The organism is Pseudomonas kribbensis (assembly GCF_003352185.1).
Lineage (GTDB): Bacteria > Pseudomonadota > Gammaproteobacteria > Pseudomonadales > Pseudomonadaceae > Aquipseudomonas > Aquipseudomonas kribbensis.
This window is the reverse complement of the sequence record NZ_CP029608.1, coordinates 1,645,617-1,670,912: the sequence shown is the minus strand read 5'-3', so window position 1 is coordinate 1,670,912 and position 25,296 is coordinate 1,645,617. Positions and strand designations below refer to the sequence as shown.

General features: G+C 61.4%; 28 protein-coding genes. 12 read left to right on the top strand and 16 right to left on the bottom strand.

From position 1 onward, the window contains the following. Nucleotides 1–110: 110 nt before the first annotated feature. Both DLD99_RS07795 and DLD99_RS07790 read left to right on the top strand, forming a co-directional pair. Nucleotides 111–956, top strand: coding sequence for an AAA family ATPase (locus DLD99_RS07795; protein ID WP_085710298.1), 846 nt, complete (start codon nucleotides 111–113; stop codon nucleotides 954–956). A gap of 12 nt (nucleotides 957–968) precedes the next feature. Beyond that, on the top strand, nucleotides 969–2,147 hold the full coding sequence (locus tag DLD99_RS07790; RefSeq protein WP_007956512.1) for a vWA domain-containing protein: 1,179 nt from the start codon (nucleotides 969–971) through the stop codon (nucleotides 2,145–2,147). Between the two features lie 36 nt (nucleotides 2,148–2,183). On the opposite strand, the gene DLD99_RS07785 is transcribed toward DLD99_RS07790, so the two are convergent. From DLD99_RS07785 to DLD99_RS07770, 4 genes are read right to left on the bottom strand one after another with little or no spacing between them, the layout of a single operon-like run. Further along, a complete protein-coding gene (locus tag DLD99_RS07785; protein WP_114881816.1) occupies nucleotides 2,184–3,098 on the bottom strand; it encodes a 5-oxoprolinase subunit C family protein in 915 nt (304 codons plus the stop codon). Then, on the bottom strand, nucleotides 3,095–3,799 hold the full coding sequence (locus tag DLD99_RS07780) for a 5-oxoprolinase subunit B family protein (protein WP_114881815.1): 705 nt from the start codon (nucleotides 3,797–3,799) through the stop codon (nucleotides 3,095–3,097). Before DLD99_RS07780 ends, DLD99_RS07785 begins: the two co-directional genes overlap by 4 nt. After that, a complete protein-coding gene (locus DLD99_RS07775) occupies nucleotides 3,796–4,548 on the bottom strand; it encodes a 5-oxoprolinase subunit PxpA (RefSeq protein WP_114881814.1) in 753 nt (250 codons plus the stop codon). Before DLD99_RS07775 ends, DLD99_RS07780 begins: the two co-directional genes overlap by 4 nt. Nucleotides 4,549–4,608: 60 nt before the next feature. Then, the gene (locus DLD99_RS07770; protein ID WP_085710290.1) at nucleotides 4,609–5,895 is read right to left on the bottom strand and encodes an MFS transporter; all 1,287 of its coding nucleotides are present in this window, start codon (nucleotides 5,893–5,895) and stop codon (nucleotides 4,609–4,611) included. Nucleotides 5,896–6,041: 146 nt separating this feature from the next. Between DLD99_RS07770 and DLD99_RS07765 the strand changes: the two genes are divergently transcribed. Further along, complete coding sequence (locus tag DLD99_RS07765) at nucleotides 6,042–6,953, top strand: LysR family transcriptional regulator (protein WP_114881813.1); 912 nt, start codon at nucleotides 6,042–6,044, stop codon at nucleotides 6,951–6,953. A 34-nt stretch (nucleotides 6,954–6,987) separates the two neighbouring features. Here the strand turns inward: DLD99_RS07765 and DLD99_RS07760 are convergent, their stop codons facing one another. From DLD99_RS07760 to DLD99_RS07750, 3 genes are read right to left on the bottom strand one after another with little or no spacing between them, the layout of a single operon-like run. Further along, nucleotides 6,988–7,530, bottom strand: a complete 543-nt coding sequence (locus DLD99_RS07760; RefSeq protein ID WP_085710286.1) for a DUF2937 family protein — start codon at nucleotides 7,528–7,530, stop codon at nucleotides 6,988–6,990. Nucleotides 7,531–7,544: 14 nt separating this feature from the next. Then, entirely contained in the window at nucleotides 7,545–8,321 is a 777-nt protein-coding gene (locus DLD99_RS07755) for a class II glutamine amidotransferase (RefSeq protein WP_003222625.1), read from the bottom strand. A gap of 16 nt (nucleotides 8,322–8,337) precedes the next feature. Beyond that, nucleotides 8,338–8,838, bottom strand: coding sequence for an MFS transporter (locus tag DLD99_RS07750; RefSeq protein ID WP_085710282.1), 501 nt, complete (start codon nucleotides 8,836–8,838; stop codon nucleotides 8,338–8,340). 99 nt (nucleotides 8,839–8,937) lie between these two features. Between DLD99_RS07750 and DLD99_RS07745 the strand changes: the two genes are divergently transcribed. Continuing rightward, nucleotides 8,938–10,992, top strand: a complete 2,055-nt coding sequence (locus DLD99_RS07745) for a S9 family peptidase (RefSeq protein ID WP_114881812.1) — start codon at nucleotides 8,938–8,940, stop codon at nucleotides 10,990–10,992. A 109-nt stretch (nucleotides 10,993–11,101) separates the two neighbouring features. Further along, a complete protein-coding gene (locus DLD99_RS07740; RefSeq protein WP_085710279.1) occupies nucleotides 11,102–11,575 on the top strand; it encodes a cyclic nucleotide-binding domain-containing protein in 474 nt (157 codons plus the stop codon). Here DLD99_RS07740 and DLD99_RS07735 read toward each other — a convergent pair. Next, nucleotides 11,572–11,856 carry a hypothetical protein gene (locus tag DLD99_RS07735; protein WP_114881811.1) on the bottom strand — a complete coding sequence of 95 codons (285 nt, stop codon included), beginning with the start codon at nucleotides 11,854–11,856 and terminating at the stop codon, nucleotides 11,572–11,574. The genes DLD99_RS07740 and DLD99_RS07735 overlap by 4 nt on opposite strands. A gap of 78 nt (nucleotides 11,857–11,934) precedes the next feature. Here DLD99_RS07735 and DLD99_RS07730 point away from each other — a divergent pair, with 78 nt between their 5' ends. The 4 genes from DLD99_RS07730 (at nucleotide 11,935) to DLD99_RS07715 (ending at nucleotide 14,070) form a co-directional block, all read left to right on the top strand. Beyond that, entirely contained in the window at nucleotides 11,935–12,621 is a 687-nt protein-coding gene (locus tag DLD99_RS07730; RefSeq protein ID WP_114881810.1) for a spermine/spermidine synthase domain-containing protein, read from the top strand. 49 nt (nucleotides 12,622–12,670) lie between these two features. Continuing rightward, nucleotides 12,671–13,042, top strand: coding sequence for a YajD family HNH nuclease (locus tag DLD99_RS07725; RefSeq protein ID WP_007944009.1), 372 nt, complete (start codon nucleotides 12,671–12,673; stop codon nucleotides 13,040–13,042). Between the two features lie 98 nt (nucleotides 13,043–13,140). Further along, a complete protein-coding gene (locus tag DLD99_RS07720) occupies nucleotides 13,141–13,611 on the top strand; it encodes an RNA methyltransferase (protein ID WP_007958066.1) in 471 nt (156 codons plus the stop codon). An 81-nt stretch (nucleotides 13,612–13,692) separates the two neighbouring features. Continuing rightward, nucleotides 13,693–14,070, top strand: a complete 378-nt coding sequence (locus DLD99_RS07715) for a YgaP family membrane protein (protein ID WP_114881809.1) — start codon at nucleotides 13,693–13,695, stop codon at nucleotides 14,068–14,070. A gap of 3 nt (nucleotides 14,071–14,073) precedes the next feature. Here the strand turns inward: DLD99_RS07715 and DLD99_RS07710 are convergent, their stop codons facing one another. Both DLD99_RS07710 and DLD99_RS07705 read right to left on the bottom strand, forming a co-directional pair. Further along, the gene (locus DLD99_RS07710; RefSeq protein ID WP_114881808.1) at nucleotides 14,074–15,303 is read right to left on the bottom strand and encodes a hypothetical protein; all 1,230 of its coding nucleotides are present in this window, start codon (nucleotides 15,301–15,303) and stop codon (nucleotides 14,074–14,076) included. A gap of 50 nt (nucleotides 15,304–15,353) precedes the next feature. After that, entirely contained in the window at nucleotides 15,354–15,803 is a 450-nt protein-coding gene (locus DLD99_RS07705) for a YcgN family cysteine cluster protein (RefSeq protein ID WP_003222605.1), read from the bottom strand. 282 nt (nucleotides 15,804–16,085) lie between these two features. On the opposite strand from DLD99_RS07705, the gene DLD99_RS07700 reads away from it, so the two are divergent. Continuing rightward, nucleotides 16,086–16,679, top strand: a complete 594-nt coding sequence (locus tag DLD99_RS07700; RefSeq protein WP_007958056.1) for a nitroreductase family protein — start codon at nucleotides 16,086–16,088, stop codon at nucleotides 16,677–16,679. Nucleotides 16,680–16,739: 60 nt separating this feature from the next. On the opposite strand, the gene DLD99_RS07695 is transcribed toward DLD99_RS07700, so the two are convergent. The 4 genes from DLD99_RS07695 to DLD99_RS07680 all read right to left on the bottom strand — a co-directional run bounded on the left by DLD99_RS07695 (nucleotide 16,740) and on the right by DLD99_RS07680 (nucleotide 20,977). Continuing rightward, a complete protein-coding gene (locus DLD99_RS07695) occupies nucleotides 16,740–17,672 on the bottom strand; it encodes a D-2-hydroxyacid dehydrogenase (protein ID WP_114881807.1) in 933 nt (310 codons plus the stop codon). 106 nt (nucleotides 17,673–17,778) lie between these two features. Continuing rightward, complete coding sequence (locus DLD99_RS07690) at nucleotides 17,779–18,072, bottom strand: YcgL domain-containing protein (protein WP_085703814.1); 294 nt, start codon at nucleotides 18,070–18,072, stop codon at nucleotides 17,779–17,781. Continuing rightward, nucleotides 18,069–19,202 (bottom strand): ribonuclease D, encoded by a 1,134-nt coding sequence (gene rnd, locus DLD99_RS07685; protein WP_085710266.1) that lies wholly within the window; start codon nucleotides 19,200–19,202, stop codon nucleotides 18,069–18,071. Before rnd ends, DLD99_RS07690 begins: the two co-directional genes overlap by 4 nt. Nucleotides 19,203–19,333: 131 nt before the next feature. Beyond that, nucleotides 19,334–20,977 carry a phosphoethanolamine transferase gene (locus DLD99_RS07680; protein WP_114881806.1) on the bottom strand — a complete coding sequence of 548 codons (1,644 nt, stop codon included), beginning with the start codon at nucleotides 20,975–20,977 and terminating at the stop codon, nucleotides 19,334–19,336. A gap of 309 nt (nucleotides 20,978–21,286) precedes the next feature. Here DLD99_RS07680 and DLD99_RS07675 point away from each other — a divergent pair, with 309 nt between their 5' ends. Both DLD99_RS07675 and DLD99_RS07670 read left to right on the top strand, forming a co-directional pair. Further along, entirely contained in the window at nucleotides 21,287–22,471 is a 1,185-nt protein-coding gene (locus DLD99_RS07675) for a cyanate transporter (protein WP_114881805.1), read from the top strand. Nucleotides 22,472–22,684: 213 nt separating this feature from the next. Then, complete coding sequence (locus DLD99_RS07670; RefSeq protein WP_085710261.1) at nucleotides 22,685–23,620, top strand: LysR family transcriptional regulator; 936 nt, start codon at nucleotides 22,685–22,687, stop codon at nucleotides 23,618–23,620. A gap of 3 nt (nucleotides 23,621–23,623) precedes the next feature. On the opposite strand, the gene DLD99_RS07665 is transcribed toward DLD99_RS07670, so the two are convergent. Together DLD99_RS07665 and DLD99_RS07660 are read right to left on the bottom strand one after the other, a co-directional pair. Beyond that, on the bottom strand, nucleotides 23,624–23,989 hold the full coding sequence (locus tag DLD99_RS07665; RefSeq protein ID WP_114881804.1) for a 5-carboxymethyl-2-hydroxymuconate Delta-isomerase: 366 nt from the start codon (nucleotides 23,987–23,989) through the stop codon (nucleotides 23,624–23,626). A gap of 53 nt (nucleotides 23,990–24,042) precedes the next feature. Further along, nucleotides 24,043–25,251: a low temperature requirement protein A gene (locus DLD99_RS07660; RefSeq protein WP_114881803.1), complete on the bottom strand. Its 1,209-nt coding sequence runs from the start codon at nucleotides 25,249–25,251 to the stop codon at nucleotides 24,043–24,045. Nucleotides 25,252–25,296 lie beyond the last annotated feature (45 nt).

The following is a 25,296-nucleotide window of genomic DNA, read 5'->3' as shown; positions in this document are numbered from 1 at the left end:
TAAGCCGTCTGCGTTCACAGTCGACCGGGCCGCGCGTTATAGTCGGGCATCCGATTATTTCGCCCCCGCCCTGCCCGTTCAGGTCGGCGTTACCGTTCGAGGATTAGCAGATGAAGTTCGAAGGCACCCAGGCCTACGTCGCCACCGATGACCTGAAGCTGGCGGTCAACGCCGCCATCACCCTGGAGCGGCCGCTGCTGGTCAAGGGCGAACCGGGCACCGGCAAGACCATGCTCGCCGAGCAACTGGCCGAATCGTTCGGCGCCAAGCTCATCACCTGGCACATCAAGTCCACCACCAAGGCCCATCAAGGCCTGTACGAGTACGACGCGGTCAGCCGCCTGCGCGACTCGCAACTGGGCAATGAAAAAGTCCACGACGTGCGCAACTACTTGAAGAAGGGCAAGCTCTGGGAGGCATTCGAGTCCGAAGAGCGCGTGATTCTGCTGATCGACGAAATCGACAAGGCCGACATCGAGTTCCCCAACGACCTGCTGCAAGAACTCGACAAGATGGAGTTCTACGTTTACGAGATCGACGAGACGATCAAGGCCAAAAAGCGTCCGATCATCATCATTACCTCCAACAACGAGAAAGAGCTGCCGGACGCCTTCCTGCGCCGCTGCTTCTTCCACTACATCGCCTTCCCCGACCGCAACACCCTGCAGAAAATCGTCGACGTGCACTACCCGGACATCAAGAAAGACCTGGTCAGCGAAGCGCTGGACGTGTTCTTCGACGTGCGCAAGGTGCCGGGCCTGAAGAAGAAGCCATCGACCTCCGAACTGGTGGACTGGCTGAAACTGCTGATGGCCGACAACATCGGCGAAGCGGTGCTGCGCGAACGCGATCCGACCAAGGCCATTCCGCCGCTGGCCGGTGCGCTGGTGAAGAACGAACAGGACGTGCAACTGCTGGAACGTCTGGCGTTCATGAGCCGTCGCGGCACCCGCTAAGAGGCTGACGCCATGTTGCTCAACCTGTTCAATGAAATGCGTGCAGCCAAGGTGCCGGTGTCGGTGCGCGAGCTGCTCGACCTGATCAACGCGCTGAAACAGCGCGTGACCTTCGCCGACATGGACGAGTTCTACTACTTGTCCCGGGCGATCCTGGTGAAGGACGAACGGCATTTCGACAAGTTCGACCGCGCGTTCGGCGCCTACTTCAATGGCCTGGAAAAGCTCGACGATCACTTGCAGGCGCTGATTCCCGAGGACTGGCTGCGCAAGGAATTCGAGCGTTCGCTGACCGACGAGGAACGCGCGCAGATCCAGTCCCTCGGCGGCCTGGACAAGCTGATCGAAGAGTTCAAGAAACGCCTGGAAGAACAGAAGGAACGTCACGCCGGCGGCAACAAGTGGATCGGCACCGGCGGTACCAGCCCGTTCGGCTCCGGCGGTTTCAACCCGGAAGGCATCCGGGTCGGCGATGCCGGCAAGCGCCAGGGCAAAGCGGTGAAAGTCTGGGATCAGCGCGAATACAAGAACCTCGACGACTCCGTGGAACTGGGCACCCGCAACATCAAGGTCGCCCTGCGCCGCCTGCGTAAATTCGCGCGCCAGGGCGCCGCGGAAGAGCTGGATATCGACGGCACCATCGACCACACCGCCAAGGACGCCGGCCTGCTGAACATCCAGATGCGCCCGGAACGGCGCAACACGGTGAAACTGTTGCTGCTGTTCGACATCGGCGGTTCGATGGACGCCCACGTGAAGATCTGCGAGGAACTGTTCTCGGCCTGCAAGACCGAGTTCAAGCATCTGGAGTACTTCTACTTCCACAACTTCATTTATGAATCGGTGTGGAAGAACAACATGCGCCGCACCTCCGAGCGCACGTCGACCCAGGACCTGCTGCACAAGTACGGCGCCGACTACAAAGTGATCTTCATCGGTGACGCCGCCATGGCGCCCTATGAAATCACCCAGGCCGGCGGCAGCGTCGAGCACTGGAACGAAGAGCCGGGTTACGTGTGGATGCAGCGCTTCATGGAGAAATACAAGAAGCTCATCTGGATCAACCCGTACCCGAAAGACACCTGGGGCTACACCTCGTCGACCAATATCGTGCGGGATTTGATCGAGGATCAGATGTATCCGCTGACCCTGCGCGGGCTCGAAGAAGGGATGCGGTTTCTGTCCAAGTAATCCGCAATGGCTCCCCCGCCAACGGCGGGGGAACGATCAAAAGCGCTTCAGATACTCGACATGCTCCCGGTGCGCGACGTCCTGCACCACCGGGCGCAATCTGACCTTCGCTCCCGGCAGATACTGTGCCAGTCGCGCCAGCGCCAACGGCGTCAACGCTCCCAATCGCGGATACCCGCCAATGGTCTGCCGATCATTGAGCAACACGATCGGCTGCCCGTCCGGCGGCACCTGCACCGCGCCCAGCGGAATGCCCTCGGAAATCATCGGCTGGCCCTGATACTGCAACGCAGTCCCCAGCAGCCGAATGCCCATACGATCGGCACGACTGTCCAGCGTCCAATGACTGTTGAACGCATCGAACAGGCTCTGCCCGCTGAACTGACCGATCTGCGCGCCGAGCACCAGATCCAGCGGCGCGTCGAGGCGCAGATCCGGTCGATGCTGTGCCGGGACCTCACGCACCAAAAGGGTTTCGCCCTGATAATCCAGCGAAGCACCCTTGGCCAATGGCAAACCAAAACCATCAAGACCACCAAGTTCCTCGCGCACCACCGTGGCACTGCTGCCCAACACTTTCGGCGCACTGAAGCCACCGGGTGCCGCCAGATAGGCCCGAGCCCCCAGCAATGGTTGAGTAAATTGCAGTTTCTGTCCTTTGCGCAGCTTGAAACTGCGCCACGGCGCCAACGCTTCACCGTCAATCTGCGCGCCCAGATCGGCACCGGCCAGCGCCAGCAGACAATCCGCCTCCGCCACCACCGCAAACCCGCCGAGGGTGATTTCGATCACCGGCAGATCCAGGCCATTGCCCAGCAGCCAGTTGGCCCAGGCCATCGACCGCCAGTCCGCCGCGCCGCCCTGAGTCACGCCCAGATGGCGCACACCAAACCGCCCGGCATCCTGCAACAGACACAGCGGTGTGCTCGCTTCAATCGTCAGCCGGCTCATGACAGCGCCTCCAAGGGTGTGTCATCACCGCCGAGGTTGATGAATTCTGCGTGGCTCACCGCTTCGAAACGCACGGTATCGCCGGGCTGCATGAGGCTGTAGCCATCGCGCTCGCGGTCGAACAGTTTTGCCGGCGTGCGGCCGATCAGGTTCCAGCCACCCGGAGACACCACCGGATACGCTGCGGTCTGGCGCTCAGCGATGCCGACGCTGCCGGCGGTGACTTTCTTGCGTGGGGTATTCAGACGCGGTGCCGCCAGGACTTCTTCAACCAGTCCCATGAAAGCAAACCCCGGTGCAAACCCCAGAGCAAACACCTGATATTCACGGGCACTGTGGCGGCGGATCACCTCTTCCACCGCCAAGCCGCTGCGTTGCGACAGCAGGCTCAATTCCGGGCCGACACTTAGGTCGTACCACACCGGCAGCACATGACACTGGCCACCGGTTCGCGCATTCGGCGACAAGTCGATCAAGGCTTCGGCAATCAGCTCCCGAGCCTGAGTCGGATTCAATTCAGTCAGATCGTAATGCACCATCAACGTGGTGTACGACGGCACCAGATCGATCAAATGCTCGCCGAACACCGTGCGCAGCCGCTCGCTGGCGGCGAGCATCCACGGCATGTTGGTTTCGGCGATTTCATCGAACAGACGCAGCATCAGGCAATCCAGTGCCACCACTTCCACCCGCGGATTCATGGCGCGCTCTGCTCGTTCAAGGCCTGACGAATGCGCTGCACGGCCGCAACCGAACTGGCGTTGTCGCCGTGTACGCACAACGTGTTGGCTTGCAGGTGCAGCGTGCTGCCGTCGCTGGCGGTGAGGTTGTCGCCACGGGCGATGGTCAGCGCTTGCCCGATGATGGTTTCGGCGTCGTGATGCACCGCGCCCGGCAGTTGCCGCGACACCAGTCGGCCGGCGCTGTCGTAGGCGCGGTCAGCGAAGGCTTCGAACCACAGGGTCACGCCGTATTCGTCACCGATCTGTTGCGCGGCCGTGTTGTCGCGGGTGGCCATCAGCATCAGCGGCAAGCTGCGGTCATAGGCCGCGACGGCCTGGATCACCGCGCGCAACTGCGCGGGGTTGGCCATCATGTCGTTGTACATCGCGCCGTGGGGTTTGACGTAGCTGACCTTTCCACCCTGGGCACGACAAATACCGTCGAGGGCACCGATCTGGTAATGCAGGATGTCTTGCAGTTCCTGGGCGGTGTAGGCCATGGAACGCCGGCCGAAACCCACCAGATCCTGATAGGCCGGATGCGCGCCGATCTGCACGCCATGGCTCAGGGCCAGGCTGACGGTCTTGCGCATGATGCCCGGGTCGCCGGCGTGGAAACCGCAGGCAATGTTGGCGCAATCGATGAAGGGCATGACTTCCGCGTCCAGACCCATGGTCCAGCTGCCGAAGCTCTCGCCAATGTCACAGTTCAATAGCAGGCGGCTCACGGTGAACACTCCTGTAGCTTTTGTCTTTTTTTATCGTAGGGCGTTGTCGCAGGTTATCAGTTACTGCGCGTCCAGTTGCTTGCCACGGGTTTCCGGCAGGCTCAACGCCGCCAGGATCACCACGCCGTAGGACACTGCCGCAAAGGCACCGATGCCTACACTCAGTGGTACTTTCTGGCTGAGCAGCCCGATCAGCAGCGGGAACAACGCTGCCAGCGCACGGCCGATGTTGTAGCAGAAGCCCTGCCCCGAGCCGCGAATCCGGGTTGGAAACAGTTCAGTCAGAAACGCCCCCATGCCACTGAAAATCCCCGACGCAAAAAAGCCCAGCGGAAAGCCCAGCCACAGCATCACGCCATTGCTGACCGGCAATTGGGTGTAGAGCAGAACGATGGTGAACGAGCCGACCGCGAACAGGATGAAGTTCTTCTTGCGCCCCAGCAGGTCGGTCAAATAGGCGCTGATCACATAACCGGCGTAGGAACCGATGATCACCATCGCCAGATAACCGCCTGTGCCGAGTACGCTCAAGCCGCGCTCGTTCTTCAGAAAAGTCGGCAGCCAGGAAGTGATTGCGTAGTAACCGCCGAGAGCCCCCGTGGTCAGCAACGAGGCGCGGAACGTGGTGAAGAGCATGCCGGGGGCGAAGATCTCGTAAAACTTCGACGGACTGTCCGGGGTTTGTTTGGCTTTCGCCTCGCGGTAGATCTCGGGGTCTTTCACCAGACGACGGACGAAAATCACGAATACCGCCGGCACGATGCCGAGGATGAACAGTGCGCGCCAGGCGTCTTCCGGTGGCAGCACCGAGAACAGCAGCGCATAGAGAATTGCCGTCAGCCCCCAACCCAGTGCCCAACCCGATTGCACCATGCCCACCGCCTTGCCGCGATCCTTGGCGCGGATCACTTCACCGATCAGCACCGCGCCGGCGGTCCACTCGCCGCCGAAACCGAAGCCCATCAGGGTGCGGGCGATCAACAGTTGTTCGTAGTTCTGAGCGAAGCCGCAAAGGAACGTGAAGAAGGCGAACCACAGCACCGTCAATTGCAGGGTGCGCACACGGCCGATGCGGTCGGACAGAATCCCCGCCACCCAGCCACCGATGGCCGAGGCGATCAACGTGCTGGTGTGAATCAGCCCGGCTTCGCCGGTGGTGATGCCCCACATCGCGATCAGGGTCGGCACCACGAAGCTGAGCATCTGGGTGTCCATGCCGTCCAGACCATAGCCGATCTTGCAGCTCCAGAAGGTACGGCGCTCCTGCTGATTGATGTTGCGATACCAGTCGAACGGGCCGGGACGGGCCGTGGTCTTGGGGAGGTCGAGGGTGTCGGGCGCACTCATGGCATGTCTCCGCAGGCTTTTATTGGTCTTGTTCGAAGCTCCGACGACGCCTATCGTGGGAACCGGATGCGTCGATTCTTGGGTGCGTCACCCGGTCGCGTCCAACGAATAAAAACCCGCCCAAGACATAAGAAAAATTTGTTGCCATGAACCTGAAGTTTCTCGAGACCTTCGTCTGGGTCGCCCGGCTGAAGAGTTTTCGCCTGACCGCCGACAAGCTGTTCACCACTCAGGCCTCGATCTCCAGCCGGATCGCCGTGCTCGAAGGCGAGCTCGGAGTGAAGCTGTTTGTGCGGGATTCGCGCGGTGTGAGCCTGACGCCGGAAGGCCTGAAGGTGCTGGACTATGCCGAGCAGATGCTCGACACGATGCAGGCGCTGAAGCAGTCCATCGAAACCCGGTCGAGCAAGGTCGGCCGGGTGCGCATCGGGGTGATGGACACGGTGATTCACACCTGGCTCAGCCCCTTGGTGGCGCAGATGACCGATCTGTACCCTCGGGTGGAAATCGAGCTGGTGGCGGATACGTCCCTTAACCTCTGCGATCAACTGCAAAAAGGCTTTCTCGATCTGATCCTGCAAACCGATCTGGTGCGCCATGAAAGCGTGCGCAGCCTGGAACTGGCCAGCCACCCCATCGGCTGGATCGTCGCCAGCAATTCAATCTACAACCGCGAATACCAAAGCCTCGCCGACCTGGCGCAGGAACGGATCATCACCTACTCGAAAAACTCCCGGCCGCATCAGGACATTCTGGCGCTGATGCAGGCCCAGGGCGTGCTGGCGCCACGCTTGAACTGTGTGAACTCGGTGTCGGCGATCACCCGCTTGTTGCGTGATGGCTTCGGTATCGGCGCTTTGCCACCGGTGTTGGTGGCCGAAGAACTGGCGCGGGGCGAACTGACCCTGCTCGACATCGATCAACGGCCACCCGCACTACAAGTGGTGGTGTCGTGGCGGGTCGGTGTGGAATGGGTCGAAGAGATCGTGACGCTGTGTCAGCAGGTGCTGGAGGGGTATGCGCGCAAGGTGGGTACGGATTACATCGTTCTGAGTTGATCGTTCCCACGGCGTGGGAACGATGCATCGAGGTTTACAGCCCGCGCACATCCCGGTCTTCGATCGGCCGGCTCTGGCGCAGGCGCTTGCCGCCGAGCACCACCCAGTCGATCAGACGGAACAGGCATTCGAGGCCGAACGACAGCAGCAGCGCGCCACTCATGCCCCAGATCATTGCTTCAGGGGTCAGCAGGATCTGGTAGCTGTAGCCGTTCCAGGTTTCCTTGCGGATATCCGGATCGGCGGCCAGCACCACTTGCAGGAAGCGGATGTACCACGGGCCCTGCATCGCCTGGAATTGCTTGTCCAGCGCCAGCTGACGGTTGAGCAAAGTGCTCAGGCTGTCGGCATCGCTGCGAAACACCGGGTCCTCGCTGGCGCGATAATGAGCGACCAGCGCCTGCAGATCACCCTTGAAGAACTGCTCGGCAGTGCCCTGGAAGCCACGCAGACCGGTCTGCGCCTCGATCAGATGCGCTTCGACCCGCTTGGCGTAATCGTTGATGAACCCCGGCACCTGGACACCGATCAACAGGCCCGCCGCAAACAACACCAGCCGTAGATAACTGAGCAACATCAAGGAGAGATCCTTTATTCGGTCGTGCCTTGGCTTACGCATTCGCCGCGTCGCCACAGGCTCCATTGGCCCGGTTCGTAGCGGGTCCAGGTTTCGTTTTCGGTCAGAGGTTCGGTGGCAATCACCGTAACCACGTCGTTGGGCGTGGTTTCGGCCTGGAAGTCGACGATCACATCGACATCCTTGAGCCGTGCCGGGCCGAACGGTGCGCGCCGGGTGATCTGCGCAAGTTTGGTCGAGCAATAACAGAACAGCCAGTCGCCGTCGCTGAGCAGGCAGTTGAACACGCCCTTGCTGCGGTATTCGGCGCATGCGGCAACCAAATCCGGCAGCAGCACTTCTATATCGACCGGTTCCGGAAACGCTGCACGTACGCGGTTGAGCAAATCGCAGAATGCCGCTTCGCTGTCGGTATCGCCGACCGGGCGGTAGAAACTCTTGATCGGGGTGAAATCGGCGAGCTGGCCGTTGTGCGCGAAGCACCAGTTGCGCCCCCACAGTTCGCGGACGAATGGATGGGTGTTGGACAGGCAGACCTTGCCGACGTTGGCCTGGCGAATATGGCCGATCACCACTTCGCTCTTGATCGGATAACGCTGCACCAGATTGGCGACTTCCGACTCGCAGCTGGCTGCCGGGTCCTGGAACAGCCGCAGCCCGCGACCTTCATAGAAGGCGATGCCCCAGCCATCGCGGTGCGGACCGGTGCGACCGCCGCGCTGCATCAGCCCGGTGAAGCTGAACACGATATCGGTCGGCACGTTGGCGCTCATGCCCAATAGTTCACACATGTGCGGGCTCTCGTGATTACAGACGCGGCTCGACGCGTCCGCGCTGCGGATTGCTCGGCAGCGGTGGACGGCCGTAACGATCATCGCCGGCGCCGCCGAACGGTTGATCGCCGTCACGCTCGTCTTCGGCACGGGCGGCTGCGCGGGCGGCCTCGGCCTGTTCCTTGCGCGCCTTCGAAGCGCGTTCGATCGGGAAGCGGATCAGCACGAATATCAGGTACAGGCCGAACGCGATCATCGCGTACATGAGCAATTCGGAAATCGCCCGCCAGGCGTTGTTGCCGACCTTGAACGCCAGGTCCAGCGCCGTGATGGCGACGGCCGGGGCGAATTTTTCCTTCACCGGATCGATGATGGTCGGGCTGAACAGCAACACTGCCATCAGCACACGCAGCGGCTCGCGCAGCCAGCGCCACATCCAGCGGGTCATGCGCATCCATACCAACAGGCAGCCTACGGCAGCAAAGGCGTAGAGGCCCCAGGCGATCAGATAGTCGTTCTCGGTCATGGTGTCCATGGCAAGGCAGGCAAAGAGGCGCTTATAGTAACGACTTTTCGCACATCAGGCTTCCCCGCCGTCCGTGCGGTCCTCATTTGTCATGTTCGAGAGCCCTCCATGCCCGTATCCGCCAACGTCACCAGCGCCCCGATCGCCCGCAAGGATGCCGGTGCCGACCCGTATGCCTGGCTGCAGGAACGCGACACCGACGCGGTGCTCGACTACCTCAAGGCCGAAAACGACTACCAGCAGGCACAGACCGCCGATCAGGCAGAGCTGCGCGAAACCCTGTTCGAGGAGATCAAGGGCCGGATCCTCGAAACCGACCTGTCCCTGCCGTCACCGTGGGGTCCGTATCTGTATTACACCCGCACCACGGCGGGTGACGAATACCCGCGCCACTACCGCTGCCCGCGCCCGGCCGACGACAGCCTGACCCTCGACGAAAGCCGCGAGCAACTGTTGCTCGACCCGAATGCCCTGGCCAATGGCGGCTTTTTCTCTCTCGGCGCATTCAGCATCAGCCCGGATCACCAGCGCCTGGCCTACAGCGTCGATGCCTCGGGCGACGAGATTTACACGCTGTTCGTGAAGGAACTGGCCAGCGAGCGCATCAGCGAACTGGAATTCCAGGACTGCGACGGCAGCATGACCTGGGCCAACGACAGCCTGACGCTGTTTTTCGGCGTGCTCGACGACACTCATCGCCCGCACAAACTGTTCCGCTACCGCCTCGACGGCACCGCCGCCGAACAGGTGTTCCACGAGCCGGACGGGCGTTTCTTCCTGCATTGCTACCGCGCCAGCTCCGAGCAGCAATTGCTGTTGTCGCTGGGCAGCAAGACCACCAGCGAAGTCTGGGCGCTGGATGCCAATCAGCCGCACCAGCCGTTCACCTGCCTGGCGCCACGGGTCGAGGATCACGAATACGACGTTGATCACGGCAAGCTCGACGGCGAGTGGACCTGGTTCATCCGCACCAACCGCGACGGCATCAACTTCGCGCTGTATCAGGCGCCGGACACCGGCATCGCGCCGAGCGAAGCCGACTGGCAGAATCTGATTCCCCACAGCGATTCGGTGATGCTCGATGGCGTGACCCTCAACGCCGAATCCCTGACCCTGAGCCTGCGCGAAGGTGGTCTGCCGATCATCGAAGTGCGCCCACACGGTATGGCGCCTTATCGTGTGCAGTTGCCGGACGCGGCCTACAGCCTCTACGTGCAAAACAGTCTGGAATTCGAAAGCGACCGCATCCGCCTGCGCTATGAAGCACTGAATCGCCCGGCTCAGGTTCGGCAATTGATCCTCGCTACCGGCGAACAGGAAGTGCTCAAGGAAACCCCGGTGCTCGGCCCGTTCGACGCCGACGCCTACGTCAGCCAGCGCCTGTGGGCCACGGCTCCGGACGGCACGCTGGTGCCGATCAGTCTGGTGATGAAACGCGAAATGCTCGGCAAACCGGTGCCGCTGTACCTCTACGGTTACGGCGCCTACGGTTCGAGCCTCGACCCGTGGTTCTCCCACGCCCGCCTGAGCCTGCTGGATCGCGGCATGGCGTTCGCCATCGCCCACGTCCGTGGCGGCGGCGAGCTGGGCGAAGCCTGGTATCGCGCCGGCAAGCAGGAGCACAAGCAAAACACCTTCAGCGACTTCATTGCCTGCGCCGAGTTCTTGATCCTCAACGGCATCACCACTGCGCCGCAACTGGCGATCAGCGGCGGCAGCGCCGGTGGCCTGCTGATCGGCGCGGTGCTCAACCAGCGCCCGAATCTGTTCGGTGTGGCGATTGCCGAAGTGCCGTTCGTCGACGTGCTCAACACCATGCTCGACCCGGATCTGCCGCTGACCGTCACCGAATACGACGAATGGGGCAACCCCGAAGAGCCTGACGTCTACGAGCGGATCAAGGCCTACGCGCCGTACGAAAATGTTGCCGCGCAGGCGTATCCCGCAACGCTGGTGATCGCCGGCTACAACGACAGCCGCGTGCAGTACTGGGAAGCGGCCAAGTGGGTGGCGAAACTGCGCGCGACCAAGACCGACGACAACCCGCTGCTGCTCAAGACCGAACTGGGCGCCGGCCACGGCGGCATGAGCGGGCGTTATCAGGGATTACGTGACGTAGCGCTCGAATATGCATTTGTTTTCAAGGTTCTGGGCATTGCCTGAGGAACTCCGCCGGTCACTTGGGTCTTAATTCCGGGCACCGGAAGCCGATAATCAAGTCGGCTCCCGGTGGCGAGCCTGTAACCCGACACAACAAAAAGACCGCGATGACATGTCAGAACCGACCTTACTGAACAACGAAATCCGTGACTGGCTGATGGACTGCGGCCTGTTCGATCAATTGCAACTGGCGGACTTCGCCGCTGCTTCGGGCTACTTCAGCATCAGCACCGTGGCCGAGGGCGAGGCGATCTTTCGCGAAGGCGATGCCGGCAGTTTCATGTGCATCATCCACACCGGCCAGGTAGCCGTGCAGAAGACCGGTGCTGACGGTCAGGTCATCACCATGGCCACCCTGCGCAGCGGCCGGGCGTTCGGCGAAATGGCCGTGCTCGACGGCGAACGCCGTTCGGCGACTTGTGTCGCGGCGAGCAACTGTCAGTTGCTCAACCTCGGCAAGGATTCACTGGAAAAAATGCTCAACGATGCGCCGAAGATCGCCGCCAAGATCATCCGCGCCCTCGCCGTTTCCCTGTCCAAACGTCTGCGCATGGCCGACGGTCAACTGGCGGCGCAACAGATCTAGCCGCCGGGTGATTTGGTTTTACCCTCGGGCTGTTCGATCCCCGGCAGCGGCTGATCCTTGGACGGCGGGCTGGGCATCTCGATCGGCACCAGCGGAGGCCCGCCACTGCCGGAGCCGGCCTTGGGAATCGATACCGGACTGATCTGCGGATACGGTGTCGGCGTTGCGGTGCCGGGCGAACCCGGTTGCGGGGTCGGGCTGGCGGGAATCGTCTGTTGGGCCTGCACTGCAGTAATCGAGAGCGCGGCCAGGGCAATGACCGTTAGAATGGTGCGCTTCATCAAGGGCTCCGTTGCCTGAAGTCTGCTCTCAGGCTACTCCCAACGCGCCTGCTTGCCTTCCCCCCTGTAGAGATTTCCATGAAACGTTTCGTTCTGCTCGACACCACGCCGATCCCTGACAACGGCGGCGCCCTGTGCCTGTTCGAGTATGGTGAGGACTTTGTCATCAAGATCCAGGGCGGCGATGGCGGGCAATTGATGAACACCCGCATGCACGGCTCCGAAGACGCGCTGGCCGAAATTCCGTGCCGCAAGGTTGCCGGCCGGCCGGACTCGCGGGTGCTGATCGGCGGGTTGGGCATGGGCTTCACCCTCGCCTCCGCGCTCAAGCATCTGGGCAAGAGCGCCGAAGTGGTGGTCGCCGAGCTGGTGCCCGGCGTGGTCGAGTGGAACCGCGGCCCGCTCGGTGAAAAGTCCGGACGTCCGCTGCTCGACCCGCGCACGGTGATCCGTCAGGAAGACGTGGCCAAGGTGCTGCAAAGCGAGCCGAACGGCTTCGACGCGATCATGCTCGACGTCGACAATGGCCCCGAAGGCCTGACCCAGAGGGCCAACAGCTGGCTGTATTCCGCCGCCGGTCTCGCCGCTTGCGCCAGGGCGATGCGGCCCAAAGGCGTGCTGGCGGTGTGGTCCGCCAGCGCCGACCGGCAGTTTTCCGACAAATTGAAGAAGGCCGGTTTCAAGGCCGAGGAAGTGCAGGTCTTCGCCCACGGCAACAAGGGCACCCGCCACACGATCTGGATTGCCGAGAAGCTCAAGGGCTGAGCTAAACTTGCGTCATAACCGTCATTAGTCTTTCTACAAAGGTGAACCCATGAGTTCGTCCACCCCGACCAACACTTCGAAGCTGGATCGCATCCTCGCCGACAACCAGCGTGACAAGGAAATGGGCTACCGCGACAAGGCCCTGAAGATGTACCCGCACGTGTGCGGCCGCTGCGCCCGTGAGTTCTCCGGCAAGCGTCTGAGCGAGCTGACTGTGCATCACCGCGATCACAACCACGACAACAACCCGCAGGACGGTTCCAACTGGGAACTGTTGTGCCTGTACTGCCACGACAACGAGCACTCGCGCTACACCGACCAGCAGTATTTCGGCGAAGGCTCCCTGAGCACGCCGAAAATCGCCAAGGCCACGCACAACCCGTTTGCGGCGCTGGCCGGATTGATGAAGAAAGAAGACTGAACCGTCCGTGATCATTCCCGCGCCGTGCGGGAATGATCGGTGCCGCCCTCCCCCAATCCCCGTATAATCGCCCTCTTTTTCCCGAAGGCACCCCGCTCGTGGCAGACAAACGGTACAGCTGCATTGGTTTGTATAACCCCAAATCACCGGAAAACGTCGGTTCGGTGATGCGCGCCGCAGGCTGCTATGGCGTGTCGACCGTGTTCTACACCGGCAAGCGCTATGAGCGCGCCGCCGATTTCGTCACCGACACCAAGCGCGTGCACTACGACATCCCGCTGATCGGCATCGACGACCTGAAAAAGATCCTGCCGCTCAATTGCGTCCCGGTCGCCGTGGAACTGGTCGACGGCGCCCGCCCGCTGCCGGAATACACCCACCCGGATCGCGCCCTGTACATCTTCGGCCCCGAAGACGGCTCGCTTGATCAGGAAATCCGCGACTGGTGCGAAGACGTCGTGTACATCCCGACCACCGGTTGCATGAACCTCGCCGCCACGGTCAACGTCGTGCTCTACGACCGCATGGCCAAAGGCCTGAACACCCGTTCCGGGCCGAAATTCCGCTGAAACGCCGCACATCCGATGGAACGAGCTGACCGCCCCGGCAGTCAGCTTGTTTATCCATCACTCATTGCCTGGAGAAAGATCATGACCGAGCTCAAACGCGTCGAGCGTATCGAATCCACCCCGTTCCAGACCCGTTCCGAACAGAACGTCGAAGGCTGGGAGCGCATCGGCTCGCTGGCCGGCGGCGTGATCATGGTCGGCAAGGGCCTGCGCCGTGGCGGCGTGTTCGGTCTGATCCAGGTGGCAATTGGCGGCGTGGCCATGGCCCGTGGCATCACAGGCCACAGTTCGATAAAAAGCCTGCTGGAGAAAAGCCGTCAGGACATGAACAACGTGCGCACGAAGATCGAGCGCGCCGGTGAAGAGCTGAGCAAGCTCAAAGCCAATGCCGAAGCGGCGACCAAGACCGCCACCGTGACCGGCAATGATTCGGTGAAGTCGCCTAAAGCCGGGGTCTGATCGCTACTGAAGCAACCCGGAATCAAGCACCTTGGACGACTCGCCGATGACACTCTCGGCGAGTTGCACAAATGCCTTGGTATCCACCGTCCCCAGATGCATCGCCCCGCGCAGCACATCATCCAGCGAGCGCTTGTTGCGGGTCTTCAGACGGATCTCGCGATCCAGTTCCTGTAACAGCAGAACCGCTTTGGAGACCTGCGCCGGGCTGATCTGCTCGCCGCGCAACGTCGACACTTTCTGGCTGTCCTTCGCCAGTTTCACCTGATAAGCCTGATAACGTTCGTCGCTCATGCCACCAGCACGACGCACCAGTTCGACGGCGTAATACTCGGCGAACCCTTCCTTGATCCAGTCACTGCGCTGCTCGTCGTTGATCCGCCCGAACACCTGCGCCAATTCCCGGACCAAAGGGCTGCTGCCGCTCTCGCTGACCAGCGGCAACCGCGTGTTGAGGTAGATCGACTCCCGCGCCGCGAGGCTGCCGCGCCACATCGGGTCGTTGGCACCGACGATCAGCAGTTTGCCCGGATGGCGCGGATACACCGCTTGCACCTGCGGCCAGACGAACGTCAGCAGCGTCAGCACGTCCATCCGGCGCATGCCCTGCCCTTGGGGCGACGCCACGGTGACTTCGGTTTCACCCAATCGCGTGCGGCGGCTGCCGAGGTGTCCGGCGAGCACCCAGCCCGTGGGCCGGTCGAACAGACGGGACGGATTGTCGATGCGGAATTTGTTCTTGCCGATACGCGGCCAGGCGGTTTCGACGCTTTTCCAGCCGTCGGGCAGATCGAATTGCAGGCGAGAGACCAGTTCGATGCCATCCTGCTGATCGAGCTTCGCCGGCGGCACCAGTTCATCGCCGCGCATCAGCGCCCAGGTCGGGGTCATGCGGGTGTCGAAGCTGCCGTTCTTGCGGCCGTGGCTGATGCGTACGCGATAGGTCAGGCTGGCCTTGTCCGGCGTCGGGCGCCACACACCGCGCGCCTGCTGGCCCGGCGTCAGTTGCCATTGGCCGTCGGCCTTGAAGTCGCTGTAGTGGCTGCCGTCGCCGAGGTCGAAATCCAGACTGCGCACGGCCTCGCCCTTGGCCAGGGTCAAGCGCACTTCCGCCTGATCGCTTTGCGGCAACAGGCGCACGCGGTAATCCAGATCGACCTTCTTTGCCGCCCACACCGGCGCGCTCAGCATCAGCAGTCCGACGATCAGCGTCCGGCGCAATCCCACAGCCATACACACTCCTTGTTGAAACTCGATCCTCGAGGCCTGGATCCTCGAGGGGCTTAGCCGGCGCGGAAAATCAGGTGATCTTCCCAATCGTCTTCCGGCACGCTGCCTTCGGCGAGCATGCGCCCGGACTGGGAAATCCGCTCGTGGTGCACGGCGTCGCGATCACCGCAGACCAGGTGATGCCACAACGGCAGGTCCTTGCCTTCGCTGACCAGTCGATAACCGCAGGTCGGCGGCAGCCATTTGAATTCTTCGGCCTGGCCCGGGGTGAGCTGGATGCAGTCCGGGACAAACTTGATGCGGTTCGGGTAATCGCTGCACTGACAGGTTTTCAGGTCCAGCAGTTTGCAGGCGATGCGCGTGTAATAGACGCTGTTGTCTTCTTCATCCTCGAGCTTCTGCAGGCAGCACAGGCCACATCCGTCGCACAGCGATTCCCATTCCTCGTGATCCAGTTGATCGAGGGTTTTGCGTTTCCAGAACGGTTCGACTTTGGCGGCCATGGCTCAAGCATCAACATCAGGTGGTGAAAAGGCCGCCAGTCTAGTGCCCAGGGCCCCGTGGGCCAAGCGCTGGCGACTGCCGGTTGTGCAGGACTTGTCAGTTTTTGCGCGGCCAAGTAGCTTTGCCGTTCTCAAGAAGCCCTGGCTGGATGCCATTAACGCTCGACCGCGTTGCATTCCGGTGAACTGCACGGCTTCGGATTCAACCCCCATCGTTCAGCCCAACTGATCCCGCCGGGTTTTGCTTCAAACCTATCCTCAAACGTAGCAAGGAATCTCTCGATGAGTGCCAACCCTCGCGTTGCCGAATACGCCATTCACCCGCAGTTCACCGATCGCTGGTCGCCCCGCGCCTTTACCGGCGAAGCGATTTCCGAGGAAACCCTGCTGAGCTTCTTCGAAGCCGCGCGCTGGGCACCCTCGGCGTACAACTCGCAGCCGTGGCGTTTTCTCTACGCCCGTCGCGACACGCCGAACTGGGAGCGTTACCTGGGCCTGCTCAATGAATTCAACCGTAGCTGGGCGCAGCACGCTTCGGCATTGGTGATCGTGATTTCGAAAACCACCTTTACCGCACCGGGCGCGACCGAAGAAACACCGGCGCTGTGGCACACCTTCGACACCGGTTCCGCGTGGGGCCATCTGGCGTTGCAAGCGAGCCTGAGCGGCTGGCACACCCACGGCATGGCCGGCTTCGATCAGGAGCTGACCCGCAAGGAGCTGAACATTCCGCAAGGTTATGCGCTGCACGCCGCCGTTGCGGTGGGCAAGCTGGGTGACAAGGCAACCCTGGCGGATTACCTGCAAGCGCGGGAAACGCCGAGCCCGCGTCGTCCGCTGAGCGAGCTGGCGGCTGAAGGGGATTTCACCCTGTAAGCCACACTGCAAAACGAACTGTGGGAGCAAGTTTGCTCCCACAGTTTTTATCGCGGCGAATCAGTAACCGCGTGCGAAATCCACTTCCCCACGCAACGCTTCTCCCGCCTGATACGCCCGCAAATTATCCAGAAACAACTGCACCATCATCGGCGGCGAGGTCGGTGCCGAGCTGTGCCCGGTCAACAGAAGGCCCCACGCGGTCCAGAACGGATGGCGTTGCGGCAGCGGTTCCTGACGGCAGACGTCGATCACCGCGCCGGCCAGATGGCCTTCCTTCAGCGCCTCCACCAGATCCGCATCGACCACCACCACACCGCGCCCGGCGTTGATGAACAACCCGGTCGGCTTGAATTGCTTGAACAGCGCCGCGTCGTAAATGTCGTGAGTGTGCTCGGTGTTGGGCAGCAGATTGACCACGTAATCCACTTCACCCACCAGCCGTGGCAGGTCCGCCATCGAACCGACTTCGACAAACGGCGCCTGCTCCCGGGCGCTGCTGGCGATGCCGTACAACTCGACACCGAATGGCCGCAGGAACTGCGCGACGCTCTGGCCAATATCACCGGTGCCGACGATCAGCACCTTGCGCCCGACCAGGCTCTGGCCGGTGCGATTGTCCCATTTGCGCTCGACCTGGCTGACCAGCCGCGCCAGCACTTCGCGCTCGTGACCGAGCATGTAGGTGAGCACGTACTCGGCCATCACCTGCCCGAAAATGCCGACCGCCCGGGTCAGGCGGTAATCCCGGCGCAGGCCGTCGGCCAGCAGCGGCGTGATGCCGGCCCAGGTCGATTGCAGCCATTGTGGCTGGTGGCCCTGACGCAGCAGGGTCGCCAGCAGATCCGGCTGCCCCAGCCACACCGGGCAATCGACGGCCTGGCGAGCCAGTTCGGCGGAGTCACCGCTGGTCAGCACTTCAAGCTCCGGGGCCGCCTGACGCAGCAGCCGGGCGTATATCGCGTGGTCGTGTTCAGCAATCAGAACGCGCATCTTCAAACCTTTCGCAAACCGTGCAGACGGCCGCCCACTTCGTGGCAGTCGTCGCCGTAAAAACAGTTCCAAGGATTACAAGAGGCCCGGGACCGGGCCTCGCAGGTCAAACCGGGTCGTTGCGTCGCAGCAACTCTTCCGGCAAGTGCTCGATGTACTCTTCCTCGGCCGGCGGCATCTGCAGGTGGTAACCCTGCTTGTCGAGGTTCTCCAGGACGACGGCGATGTCTTCGCTGGCCAGCTTGCGCTCGGGGGTCAGCACCAGATCGAAGGAGTGCTTCGCCTTGCCGAACGCCGCCATCAGGCCTTCCGGCACACGCTCCAGAGCATCACTCTTGAGCACGTAAAGGTACATGCCGCTTTTCTTCGAACTTTGGTAAATGGAGCAAATACGTTTCAAGGCTGTTCTCCGGCAGTGGCCAGGCTGTCGAGCAGCTTCTGGCCCATCAACTCGCGGCGCCAGCCACGCAGCGAATCAGGCAATTGGTAAGGCCCCTCGGGGAAGCCGCTTTTGACCAGCGCTTCGAGGGTTTTCTTGCGCAGCATCAGTTCCGGCGCGATGCCCAGACGCTCGGCCTCGGCCTGGCCCAGGGCACGCAGCTGTTTGATCAGCGCGGCGGCTTCGATCGGCAGCGGCTCCGGCACGGCTGGCGGCCACTGATCAGGCCCCACACTGCCAGAGCGCTTGATCAGATCAAGCAGAAACTCGCCGTCCTGACGCACGGTACGCGGGTGCATGTCTTCGATCTTGCCCAGCGCGCTGAGGTTGTCCGGTTGCGTGCGGGCCAGCGGCCACAGCGAATGCTCACGGACGATACGGTTGCGCGGCAGGTCGCGGGCGCGAGCCTCGCGCTCACGCCAGGCGCACAGCTCGCGCAGAACGGCGAGTTGCGCGCGGGAGAGTTTCCACGCCAGTTTCGCCTCGCGATACACCTCATACGGATCGGTCTCGCGACGCAGGTTGGCGACCAGTTCGGCACCGTCCTCCAGCACCCAGGCATATTTGTCGTCGGACAGCTTCGGACGCAGCTGTACGAAAACTTCCGCCAGATGCACGGCGTCTTCGGCGGCATAGCTGATTTGCGTGTCGGACAACGGACGCTGCAACCAGTCGGAACGGGTTTCGCCCTTCGGCAGTTCGATGCCGAGCACTTCCTGCACCAGACGCGAATAGCCCATCGAGAACCCGAGGTTCAGATAAGCGGCGGCCAGTTGCGTGTCGAACAACGGCGCCGGCAGGCTGCCGGTCAGGCGCAACAGGACTTCGAGGTCTTCGCTGCAAGCGTGCAGAACCTTGAGCACCGCCGGGTTTTCCAGCAACGCCGCCAGCGGTTGCCAGGCGTCAATGGTCAGCGGGTCGATCAGATAGGCGCGTTTGCCGTCGCCGACCTGCAACAGGCCGGCAATCGGGTAGAAGGTGTCGACCCGCATGAATTCGGTGTCGAGGGCAACGAAAGGCAGCTGCTGCCACTCGGCGCAAAACTGCGCGAGGCTATCGTTGTCGCGAATCCAGTGAATATCGATGGCCACACGGCTCTCCCTTCAAGAATGGCGCGCAGTATATATCGCCACCGGCGCTTTCCGCGCCTGTGCAGGGCAAGAGCGTTGATGAAATCTCCTGCCTGCCAGCAAGAATAGTCTTACAGAACAATTCCGACGGATCAGTCCTTGGCCAATACGCCGTCGATGACCGCACCACGGCAACCAGCAAACAGGTCCAGATCGTGCTGATAGACCTTGCTCTGTACTTCCAGCAGACCGAGCATCGAATGGAACAGGTTGTCCTGGCTCAACGGTTTGTCGCGGCTCAATTGCAGGCAATGCGTGTCGACCGAATAGGACTTCTGATAGCTGTCGGAGAACCAGGCCAGCATCGCCACATGTTTCTGCTGTTCCGGCGCAAGCATGTACGGCGTGCCGTGCAGGAACAGGTTGTACTCACCCAGGGACTCGCCGTGATCGGAGAGGTACAGCATGGCGGTATCGACTTTTTCCTGATTGCTGCGCAAGACATCGATCAGGCTCGACAGCACATGGTCGGTGTACACCAGCGTGTTGTCGTAACCGTTGACGATGCTTTCGCGGCTGCAATTGTTCAGCGCGTTGCTTTCACACACCGGCGTGAAGTGTTCGTATTCCTTCGGGTACCGCTTGAAGTATTCCGGGCCGTGGCTGCCCATCTGGTGCAGCACCAGCACGGTGTCCTTGTCCAGGTGATCGATGAAACTCTGCAGGCCTTGCAGGAGGATTTCGTCGCGGCATTCGCTGTTGGCGCACAGGGCCGGGTCTTTCAGGTTGCTGACGTCCTGCAGGGTGACGCGGTCGCAGGTGCCCTTGCAGCCCGACTGGTTGTCGCGCCAGATCACATCGATGCCGGCGCGCTTGAGCACGTCCAGCAGCCCTTCCTGATTTTTCGCCTTGCTGGCGTCGTAGTCCTGGCGACTCATGTTGGAGAACATGCACGGCACCGAGACGGCTGTTTCCGTACCGCAGGAATGCACGTCGGTGAACGCGATCAGGCCGGCCTCCTTGTCCAGTTTCGGCGTGGTGTCGCGGTTGTAGCCGAGGATGCCGAAGTTCTCCGCCCGGGCACTTTCCCCTACCACCAGCACGGTCAGCGACTTGCGCGGACGGTTTTGCAGTGCAGGGTTACGCTGGGCGTCTTCGCCGATCTTGATGAACGGTTGCTGGGCGGATACCACCTGCTCACGCAGATAGCCGGCCGATGCACCGATGTAGTTGCTCGGCACCAGCATCAGGCGCAATTCGTGGTGGTTGCGAAACAGCGAAGACAAGCCCTGATAGTTGGCCAGTGCCACGCCACCAATCACGGCGACCGATGCTGCACACACCACAACTTTGCTTAATAACTCTCGATGCCAGCGACGATAGTCAACAGGCAACTTCCACAACAACCACGACGGCAATACACCCAAAAACAATAGATAAACGAAAAACTTCAACGACAGCAGATCACGAACTTCCGTTGCATTGGTTTCAGCGAAGTTGCGAAACATGCCGGCGTCAATCATCACGCCATACTGACTCATGAAATAAGCCACGCCGGCACTGATCAGAAACAGCGCCATCAACACCGGTTTCAATACCGGGCGAAACGCCAGAAAGGTCAGCACGATGTTGTAGGCCGAGAAGATCATCACCCCGAACGCAATGCCCATGGCGATGCCGTCGGCAGCGGTGATCTCGAGGAGATGTTGCCAAAGTACGAAATTGAATCCGATCAAAAGAAAGGCGCTGGCAAACAACGTCACCCATTCCGGGCGCACGGCTTTTAACTTCAACATATGAGGGGGGCTATTTCCTGAAAAGAAGCGCCGTGGCCAATTGTGAAAACTTCATTGACCCGGGCAATGAAAACTCTACGTAGCCCCCCATCAATTTTTTGTGAAAAAGAAGCCAACGATTAGTTGGCTCATGAAATAACCATGAAACCTGAACATTCGTCAGGTGTGATTCAGTAAAAAATTACAGCTCGCTCCGGAAGAGCGCACGGTAGGCGTATCGACTTTTTAAATACCCCTCGGGATTTTCTGATTTGCCGGCGCCGGTAGCGCGCCCGCCTAATCGACGGCCTCTGATTCAAAGGTCTGAAGATGGAAAACGTTCGCGCCACTGCCCGCCCCGCCGTCTGGCTGATGCTCGGTATCGTCCTTGTCGCCCTTAACCTGCGTCCGTCGATGGCCGCCGTCGGGCCTTTGCTGTCGGCGATTCGCGGCGATATCCCGCTGAGCTTCAGCGTGGCATCGCTGCTGACCATGCTGCCGGTGGTGGCCATGGGGCTGGCGATGTTTTTCGGAATCGGCATCAGCCATCGTCTGGGCGAGCGGCGCACGGTGCTGCTGTCGTTGCTGATCATCGGTCTGGCGACGCTGTCGCGGCTGTTTCTCGACTCGGCGGTGCAACTGATCATCAGCGCCGTGCTCGCCGGGGTCGGCATCGCGCTGATTCAGGCGTTGATGCCGGCACTGATCAAATCGCGGTTTCCCGACAACGTGGCGCTGTGCATGGGCTTGTATGTCACGTCGATCATGGGCGGTGCCGCGCTGGCCGCTTCGTTCGCACCTCAGGTGATGCTCGGTACCGGCAGCTGGCGGGCAGGGCTGGCGATCTGGGCGGTACTGGCGCTGCTCGCGTTGCTGTTCTGGTTGTCACAACGCGATGACGCACCGCCCATCGCGACCAGTACAGTGAGAAAAGAGGCCTTCTTCACCCATTCCCGCGCCTGGTTGCTCGCCATCTTCTTCGGTCTGGGGACAGCGTCCTACACCTGTGTGCTCGCGTGGTTGGCGCCGTACTACGTGGAAAACGGCTGGAGCGAACAGAACGCCGGTCTGCTGTTGGGTTTTCTGACGGCCATGGAGGTAATTTCCGGTCTGGTGGTTCCCGCTATCGCCAACCGCAGCCGTGACCGACGCCTGGTGCTGGGTGCCCTGTTGGTGCTGATCATTGCCGGGTTCTGCGGCTTGATTCTCAGCCCGCAATACCTGAGCCTGTTGTGGCCGTGCCTGCTGGGCCTGGGGATTGGCGGGTTGTTTCCGATGAGCCTGATCGTCTCCCTCGATCACCTCGACAACCCGCAGCGCGCCGGCGGGCTGACCGCGTTCGTGCAAGGCATCGGCTACCTGATTGCCGGCCTGTCGCCGCTGCTGGCCGGGGTGATCCGTGATCGACTGGGCAGCTTCGAATGGGCCTGGTGGTCGCTGACCGCGGTGATGGTGGTCATGCTGCTGATCGTGCTGCGTTTCGACCCTCGGCAATACGCCCGGCACTTTCACTGATCGGGCGTTGTGCACGGTGCTTCACCCCTCTGGCTAAAGGCTTCTGGCCATCTTTTACAGGATCGTTTTGACACGTCGTATTACTAAAACTTTCTGTCCCACAACTGTCCGTGAAAAATCCTACAGGGCTTTCTCCTGGCACCATCGTTCCGTTACGATCATGCGCACACGTTTGCGCGGATTCGGCGCAAGGAGCACAGCGAGACAGAACGGATGCTGAACAGTAACTTGCTTAGAAAGCTCGACATGCAGGATCTCATGGTGTTTGTCGCCGTGTATGAGCAAAGCAGCGTCACCGATGTGTCGGAGGCGCTGTTCGTCAGTCAGTCCACCGTCAGTTACTGCCTGAAGAAACTGCGTACCAGTTTTGAAGACGAATTGTTCGTCAACACCCGCACGGGCATGCGCCCGACCTACAAGGCCAGCAGCATGTATGGCCATGTGCAGAAAATCCTCGAAAGCATCAACCTGTGCCACGCCGGCGCCCCGACCTTCGACCCGATGGCGCAACCGGTGACCTTCAACATCTGCGCCCCGGAATACTTCGAACAGCTGATCCTGCCGCGCATGCTGAAGCGTTTTGACTTCGACGATCTGCCGGTGATGGTCAACATGCACAAGTTCGAAACCGACGTGCCGGCGCAAGAGTTGCGCGATGGCAGCCTCGACCTGGTGATCTGTTTCGGCCCGCACTTCCACCGCAGCCATACCGACCTGAAATCGCGAATGCTGCTGGAGGATGATCTGGTCTGCGTCTTCGACAAACGTGCAACGCCGCTGGAGCCGCGCCTCAGCCTGCAAGCCTTCACCGAACGCCGGCATGTGTTCCCGACGCCCTGGACGTCCACCACCAACATGGTCGATGGCTGGCTGGCAAGGCAGGCGCAGAAGCGCCAGATCGTCGCCCGTTCCAACAGCTACAGCGCAGCGTTGAAGATGATCACCGGCACGGATTTCATCCTCACCCTGCCCCGGCGGATCCAGCGCTTGCTGACCAACGACGCGGTGTTCAATCACTGCGAGGCCCCCAATGGCCTGCCGGGGTTCACCCTCGACATGCAGTGGAGCCACAACGTCGACCAGGACAGCGCCAACCTCTGGCTGCGCGAGCAGGTGATCAAGACCTGCGCGGAGCTGGAGGCGGCCTGAGTCTTACACGCCGATGGCGACTTTGCTGTAGGACTCGCGGTCGATGTCGAGCAGTTCCACGCTCAACTGCACTTCGACACCGGCCGGCCACTCGCACAGGTCCTGCAGCACCGCCAACAGGTTTTGCGAGAGTTGCTTCTTGATCTCCGGAGAACGACCACTGAGCAACGCCAGCCTCACCGCCACAAAGGCCCGCTCGCTCATGGCAGTACCGACCTTGAAGGTTTCGACCTTGATCGCGCGGCTCTTGATATCGAATTCCGCCGCAAACTGACCGGAACCCACCAGGGTGTTGTTGAGCCGGATCAGCGCCACGTCGGCGTTCAGTTGCGGCAGGTTGGCGGTGTATTCCATGTGCAGGTGTGGCATCGCAAGACTCCAGTCGGTCGGCAGAAAGGCCGTACATATAACACAGCTACGCCCTACTCTCCTGCGGCTTTTTCCGACACAGGAACGGGAAGCTCCCGACGCAGTGCCAGGGTTTCCCAGATCGCCACCAGCACCACGACTGCCGTGGTCAATGCCCCCAGCGCTAACGCCGAAAACCAGTGATTCAGTGCCGGCGGCAACAACAGCGTGAGCACTACCAGCCCGAAGACATGGGACAGGGGTGGAAACGGTCGGTCAGCCATGACCCACTTGAACAGCGCGTTGCCGAGCAAAAACAGCCATGGCCCGGCGATGATCACGACGATGCCGGCGTCGCTGGCGTGATCCGGATGCACCAGCACCAGTTCGTCGGCCACCGCACTGACGATGACCCCGGCGACAATCAGCACATGCAGGTAGGTGTAGGCGATTCGCGCCTGGCGCCCGGGGTCGGTGGAATGGGCGATACGGTGGTGCGCGCGCTCGGCACCGCTGTCGAAGTAGACCCACCACATGGCGATGCTGCCCAGCACCGCCACCAGAAACGCCAGCAGTCCATCGCGCCCCGGTGTCAGTTCGGCAAAGGTCGCGCCGGTCACCAGCAACGACTCACCCAGAGCGATGATCACGAACAGCGCACAACGCTCGGCCATGTGATTGCCTTCGACGTTCCAGTCGCTCAGTGACGAACGCCCCAGCCCCGGCACCCAGAAATACAGCGACGGCGAAATCAGCTCTATCAGCAGCGCCAGCGCCCAGCAAAGCAACCGCTGCTCGCCTTCGACCAACGCCCCGCCGATCCAGAACACCCCGGACAACGTCAGCCACGCGAGGATGCGCTGGAAGTTGCGCGTCATGTTCAACGACTCGCCGCGTACCGCCCAGATCGCGAACAGCGTGCGCCCGACCTGCATGAACACGAACGCCGCTGCGAACATCAGGCCGCGCTCGGTGAATGCCTTGGGAATCGAAGACGAAAGCAGCAAACCGGCGATCATCAGGCCGAACAGCCCGAGACGCACCGGCAGTTTTTCCGGGTCGAGCCAGTTGGTGATCCAGGACGTGAAAATCCACACCCACCACACCGCGACCATCATCAGCGTCACCTGCACCGCACCGATCATCGACAAGTGCGCGAGCAAAGTGTGGGACAGCTGAGTCACGGCAAACACGAACACCAGATCGAAAAACAGCTCGACCATGCCGACCTTGCCGCTGTCGAGACTGCCGCGCCCACGCAACAAACCACGGGAAATGCTCATGGGTCGAGGCTCCGCCGAATTCAGATGTTACTCAGCAAAGCAGCC

What these genes read in the sequence shown, in the direction of transcription:
- DLD99_RS07795 (WP_085710298.1), top strand. Translation starts at nt 111, where the DNA reads ATGAAGTTCGAAGGCACCCAGGCCTACGTCGCCACCGATGACCTGAAG.
- DLD99_RS07790 (WP_007956512.1), top strand. Translation starts at nt 969, where the DNA reads ATGTTGCTCAACCTGTTCAATGAAATGCGTGCAGCCAAGGTGCCGGTG.
- DLD99_RS07785 (WP_114881816.1), bottom strand. Translation starts at nt 3,098, where the DNA reads ATGAGCCGGCTGACGATTGAAGCGAGCACACCGCTGTGTCTGTTGCAG.
- DLD99_RS07780 (WP_114881815.1), bottom strand. Translation starts at nt 3,799, where the DNA reads ATGAATCCGCGGGTGGAAGTGGTGGCACTGGATTGCCTGATGCTGCGT.
- DLD99_RS07770 (WP_085710290.1), bottom strand. Translation starts at nt 5,895, where the DNA reads ATGAGTGCGCCCGACACCCTCGACCTCCCCAAGACCACGGCCCGTCCC.
- DLD99_RS07765 (WP_114881813.1), top strand. Translation starts at nt 6,042, where the DNA reads ATGAACCTGAAGTTTCTCGAGACCTTCGTCTGGGTCGCCCGGCTGAAG.
- DLD99_RS07760 (WP_085710286.1), bottom strand. Translation starts at nt 7,530, where the DNA reads ATGTTGCTCAGTTATCTACGGCTGGTGTTGTTTGCGGCGGGCCTGTTG.
- DLD99_RS07755 (WP_003222625.1), bottom strand. Translation starts at nt 8,321, where the DNA reads ATGTGTGAACTATTGGGCATGAGCGCCAACGTGCCGACCGATATCGTG.
- DLD99_RS07750 (WP_085710282.1), bottom strand. Translation starts at nt 8,838, where the DNA reads ATGGACACCATGACCGAGAACGACTATCTGATCGCCTGGGGCCTCTAC.
- DLD99_RS07745 (WP_114881812.1), top strand. Translation starts at nt 8,938, where the DNA reads ATGCCCGTATCCGCCAACGTCACCAGCGCCCCGATCGCCCGCAAGGAT.
- DLD99_RS07740 (WP_085710279.1), top strand. Translation starts at nt 11,102, where the DNA reads ATGTCAGAACCGACCTTACTGAACAACGAAATCCGTGACTGGCTGATG.
- DLD99_RS07735 (WP_114881811.1), bottom strand. Translation starts at nt 11,856, where the DNA reads ATGAAGCGCACCATTCTAACGGTCATTGCCCTGGCCGCGCTCTCGATT.
- DLD99_RS07730 (WP_114881810.1), top strand. Translation starts at nt 11,935, where the DNA reads ATGAAACGTTTCGTTCTGCTCGACACCACGCCGATCCCTGACAACGGC.
- DLD99_RS07725 (WP_007944009.1), top strand. Translation starts at nt 12,671, where the DNA reads ATGAGTTCGTCCACCCCGACCAACACTTCGAAGCTGGATCGCATCCTC.
- DLD99_RS07715 (WP_114881809.1), top strand. Translation starts at nt 13,693, where the DNA reads ATGACCGAGCTCAAACGCGTCGAGCGTATCGAATCCACCCCGTTCCAG.
- DLD99_RS07710 (WP_114881808.1), bottom strand. Translation starts at nt 15,303, where the DNA reads ATGGCTGTGGGATTGCGCCGGACGCTGATCGTCGGACTGCTGATGCTG.
- DLD99_RS07705 (WP_003222605.1), bottom strand. Translation starts at nt 15,803, where the DNA reads ATGGCCGCCAAAGTCGAACCGTTCTGGAAACGCAAAACCCTCGATCAA.
- DLD99_RS07700 (WP_007958056.1), top strand. Translation starts at nt 16,086, where the DNA reads ATGAGTGCCAACCCTCGCGTTGCCGAATACGCCATTCACCCGCAGTTC.
- DLD99_RS07695 (WP_114881807.1), bottom strand. Translation starts at nt 17,672, where the DNA reads ATGCGCGTTCTGATTGCTGAACACGACCACGCGATATACGCCCGGCTG.
- DLD99_RS07680 (WP_114881806.1), bottom strand. Translation starts at nt 20,977, where the DNA reads ATGTTGAAGTTAAAAGCCGTGCGCCCGGAATGGGTGACGTTGTTTGCC.
- DLD99_RS07675 (WP_114881805.1), top strand. Translation starts at nt 21,287, where the DNA reads ATGGAAAACGTTCGCGCCACTGCCCGCCCCGCCGTCTGGCTGATGCTC.
- DLD99_RS07670 (WP_085710261.1), top strand. Translation starts at nt 22,685, where the DNA reads ATGCTGAACAGTAACTTGCTTAGAAAGCTCGACATGCAGGATCTCATG.
- DLD99_RS07665 (WP_114881804.1), bottom strand. Translation starts at nt 23,989, where the DNA reads ATGCCACACCTGCACATGGAATACACCGCCAACCTGCCGCAACTGAAC.
- DLD99_RS07660 (WP_114881803.1), bottom strand. Translation starts at nt 25,251, where the DNA reads ATGAGCATTTCCCGTGGTTTGTTGCGTGGGCGCGGCAGTCTCGACAGC.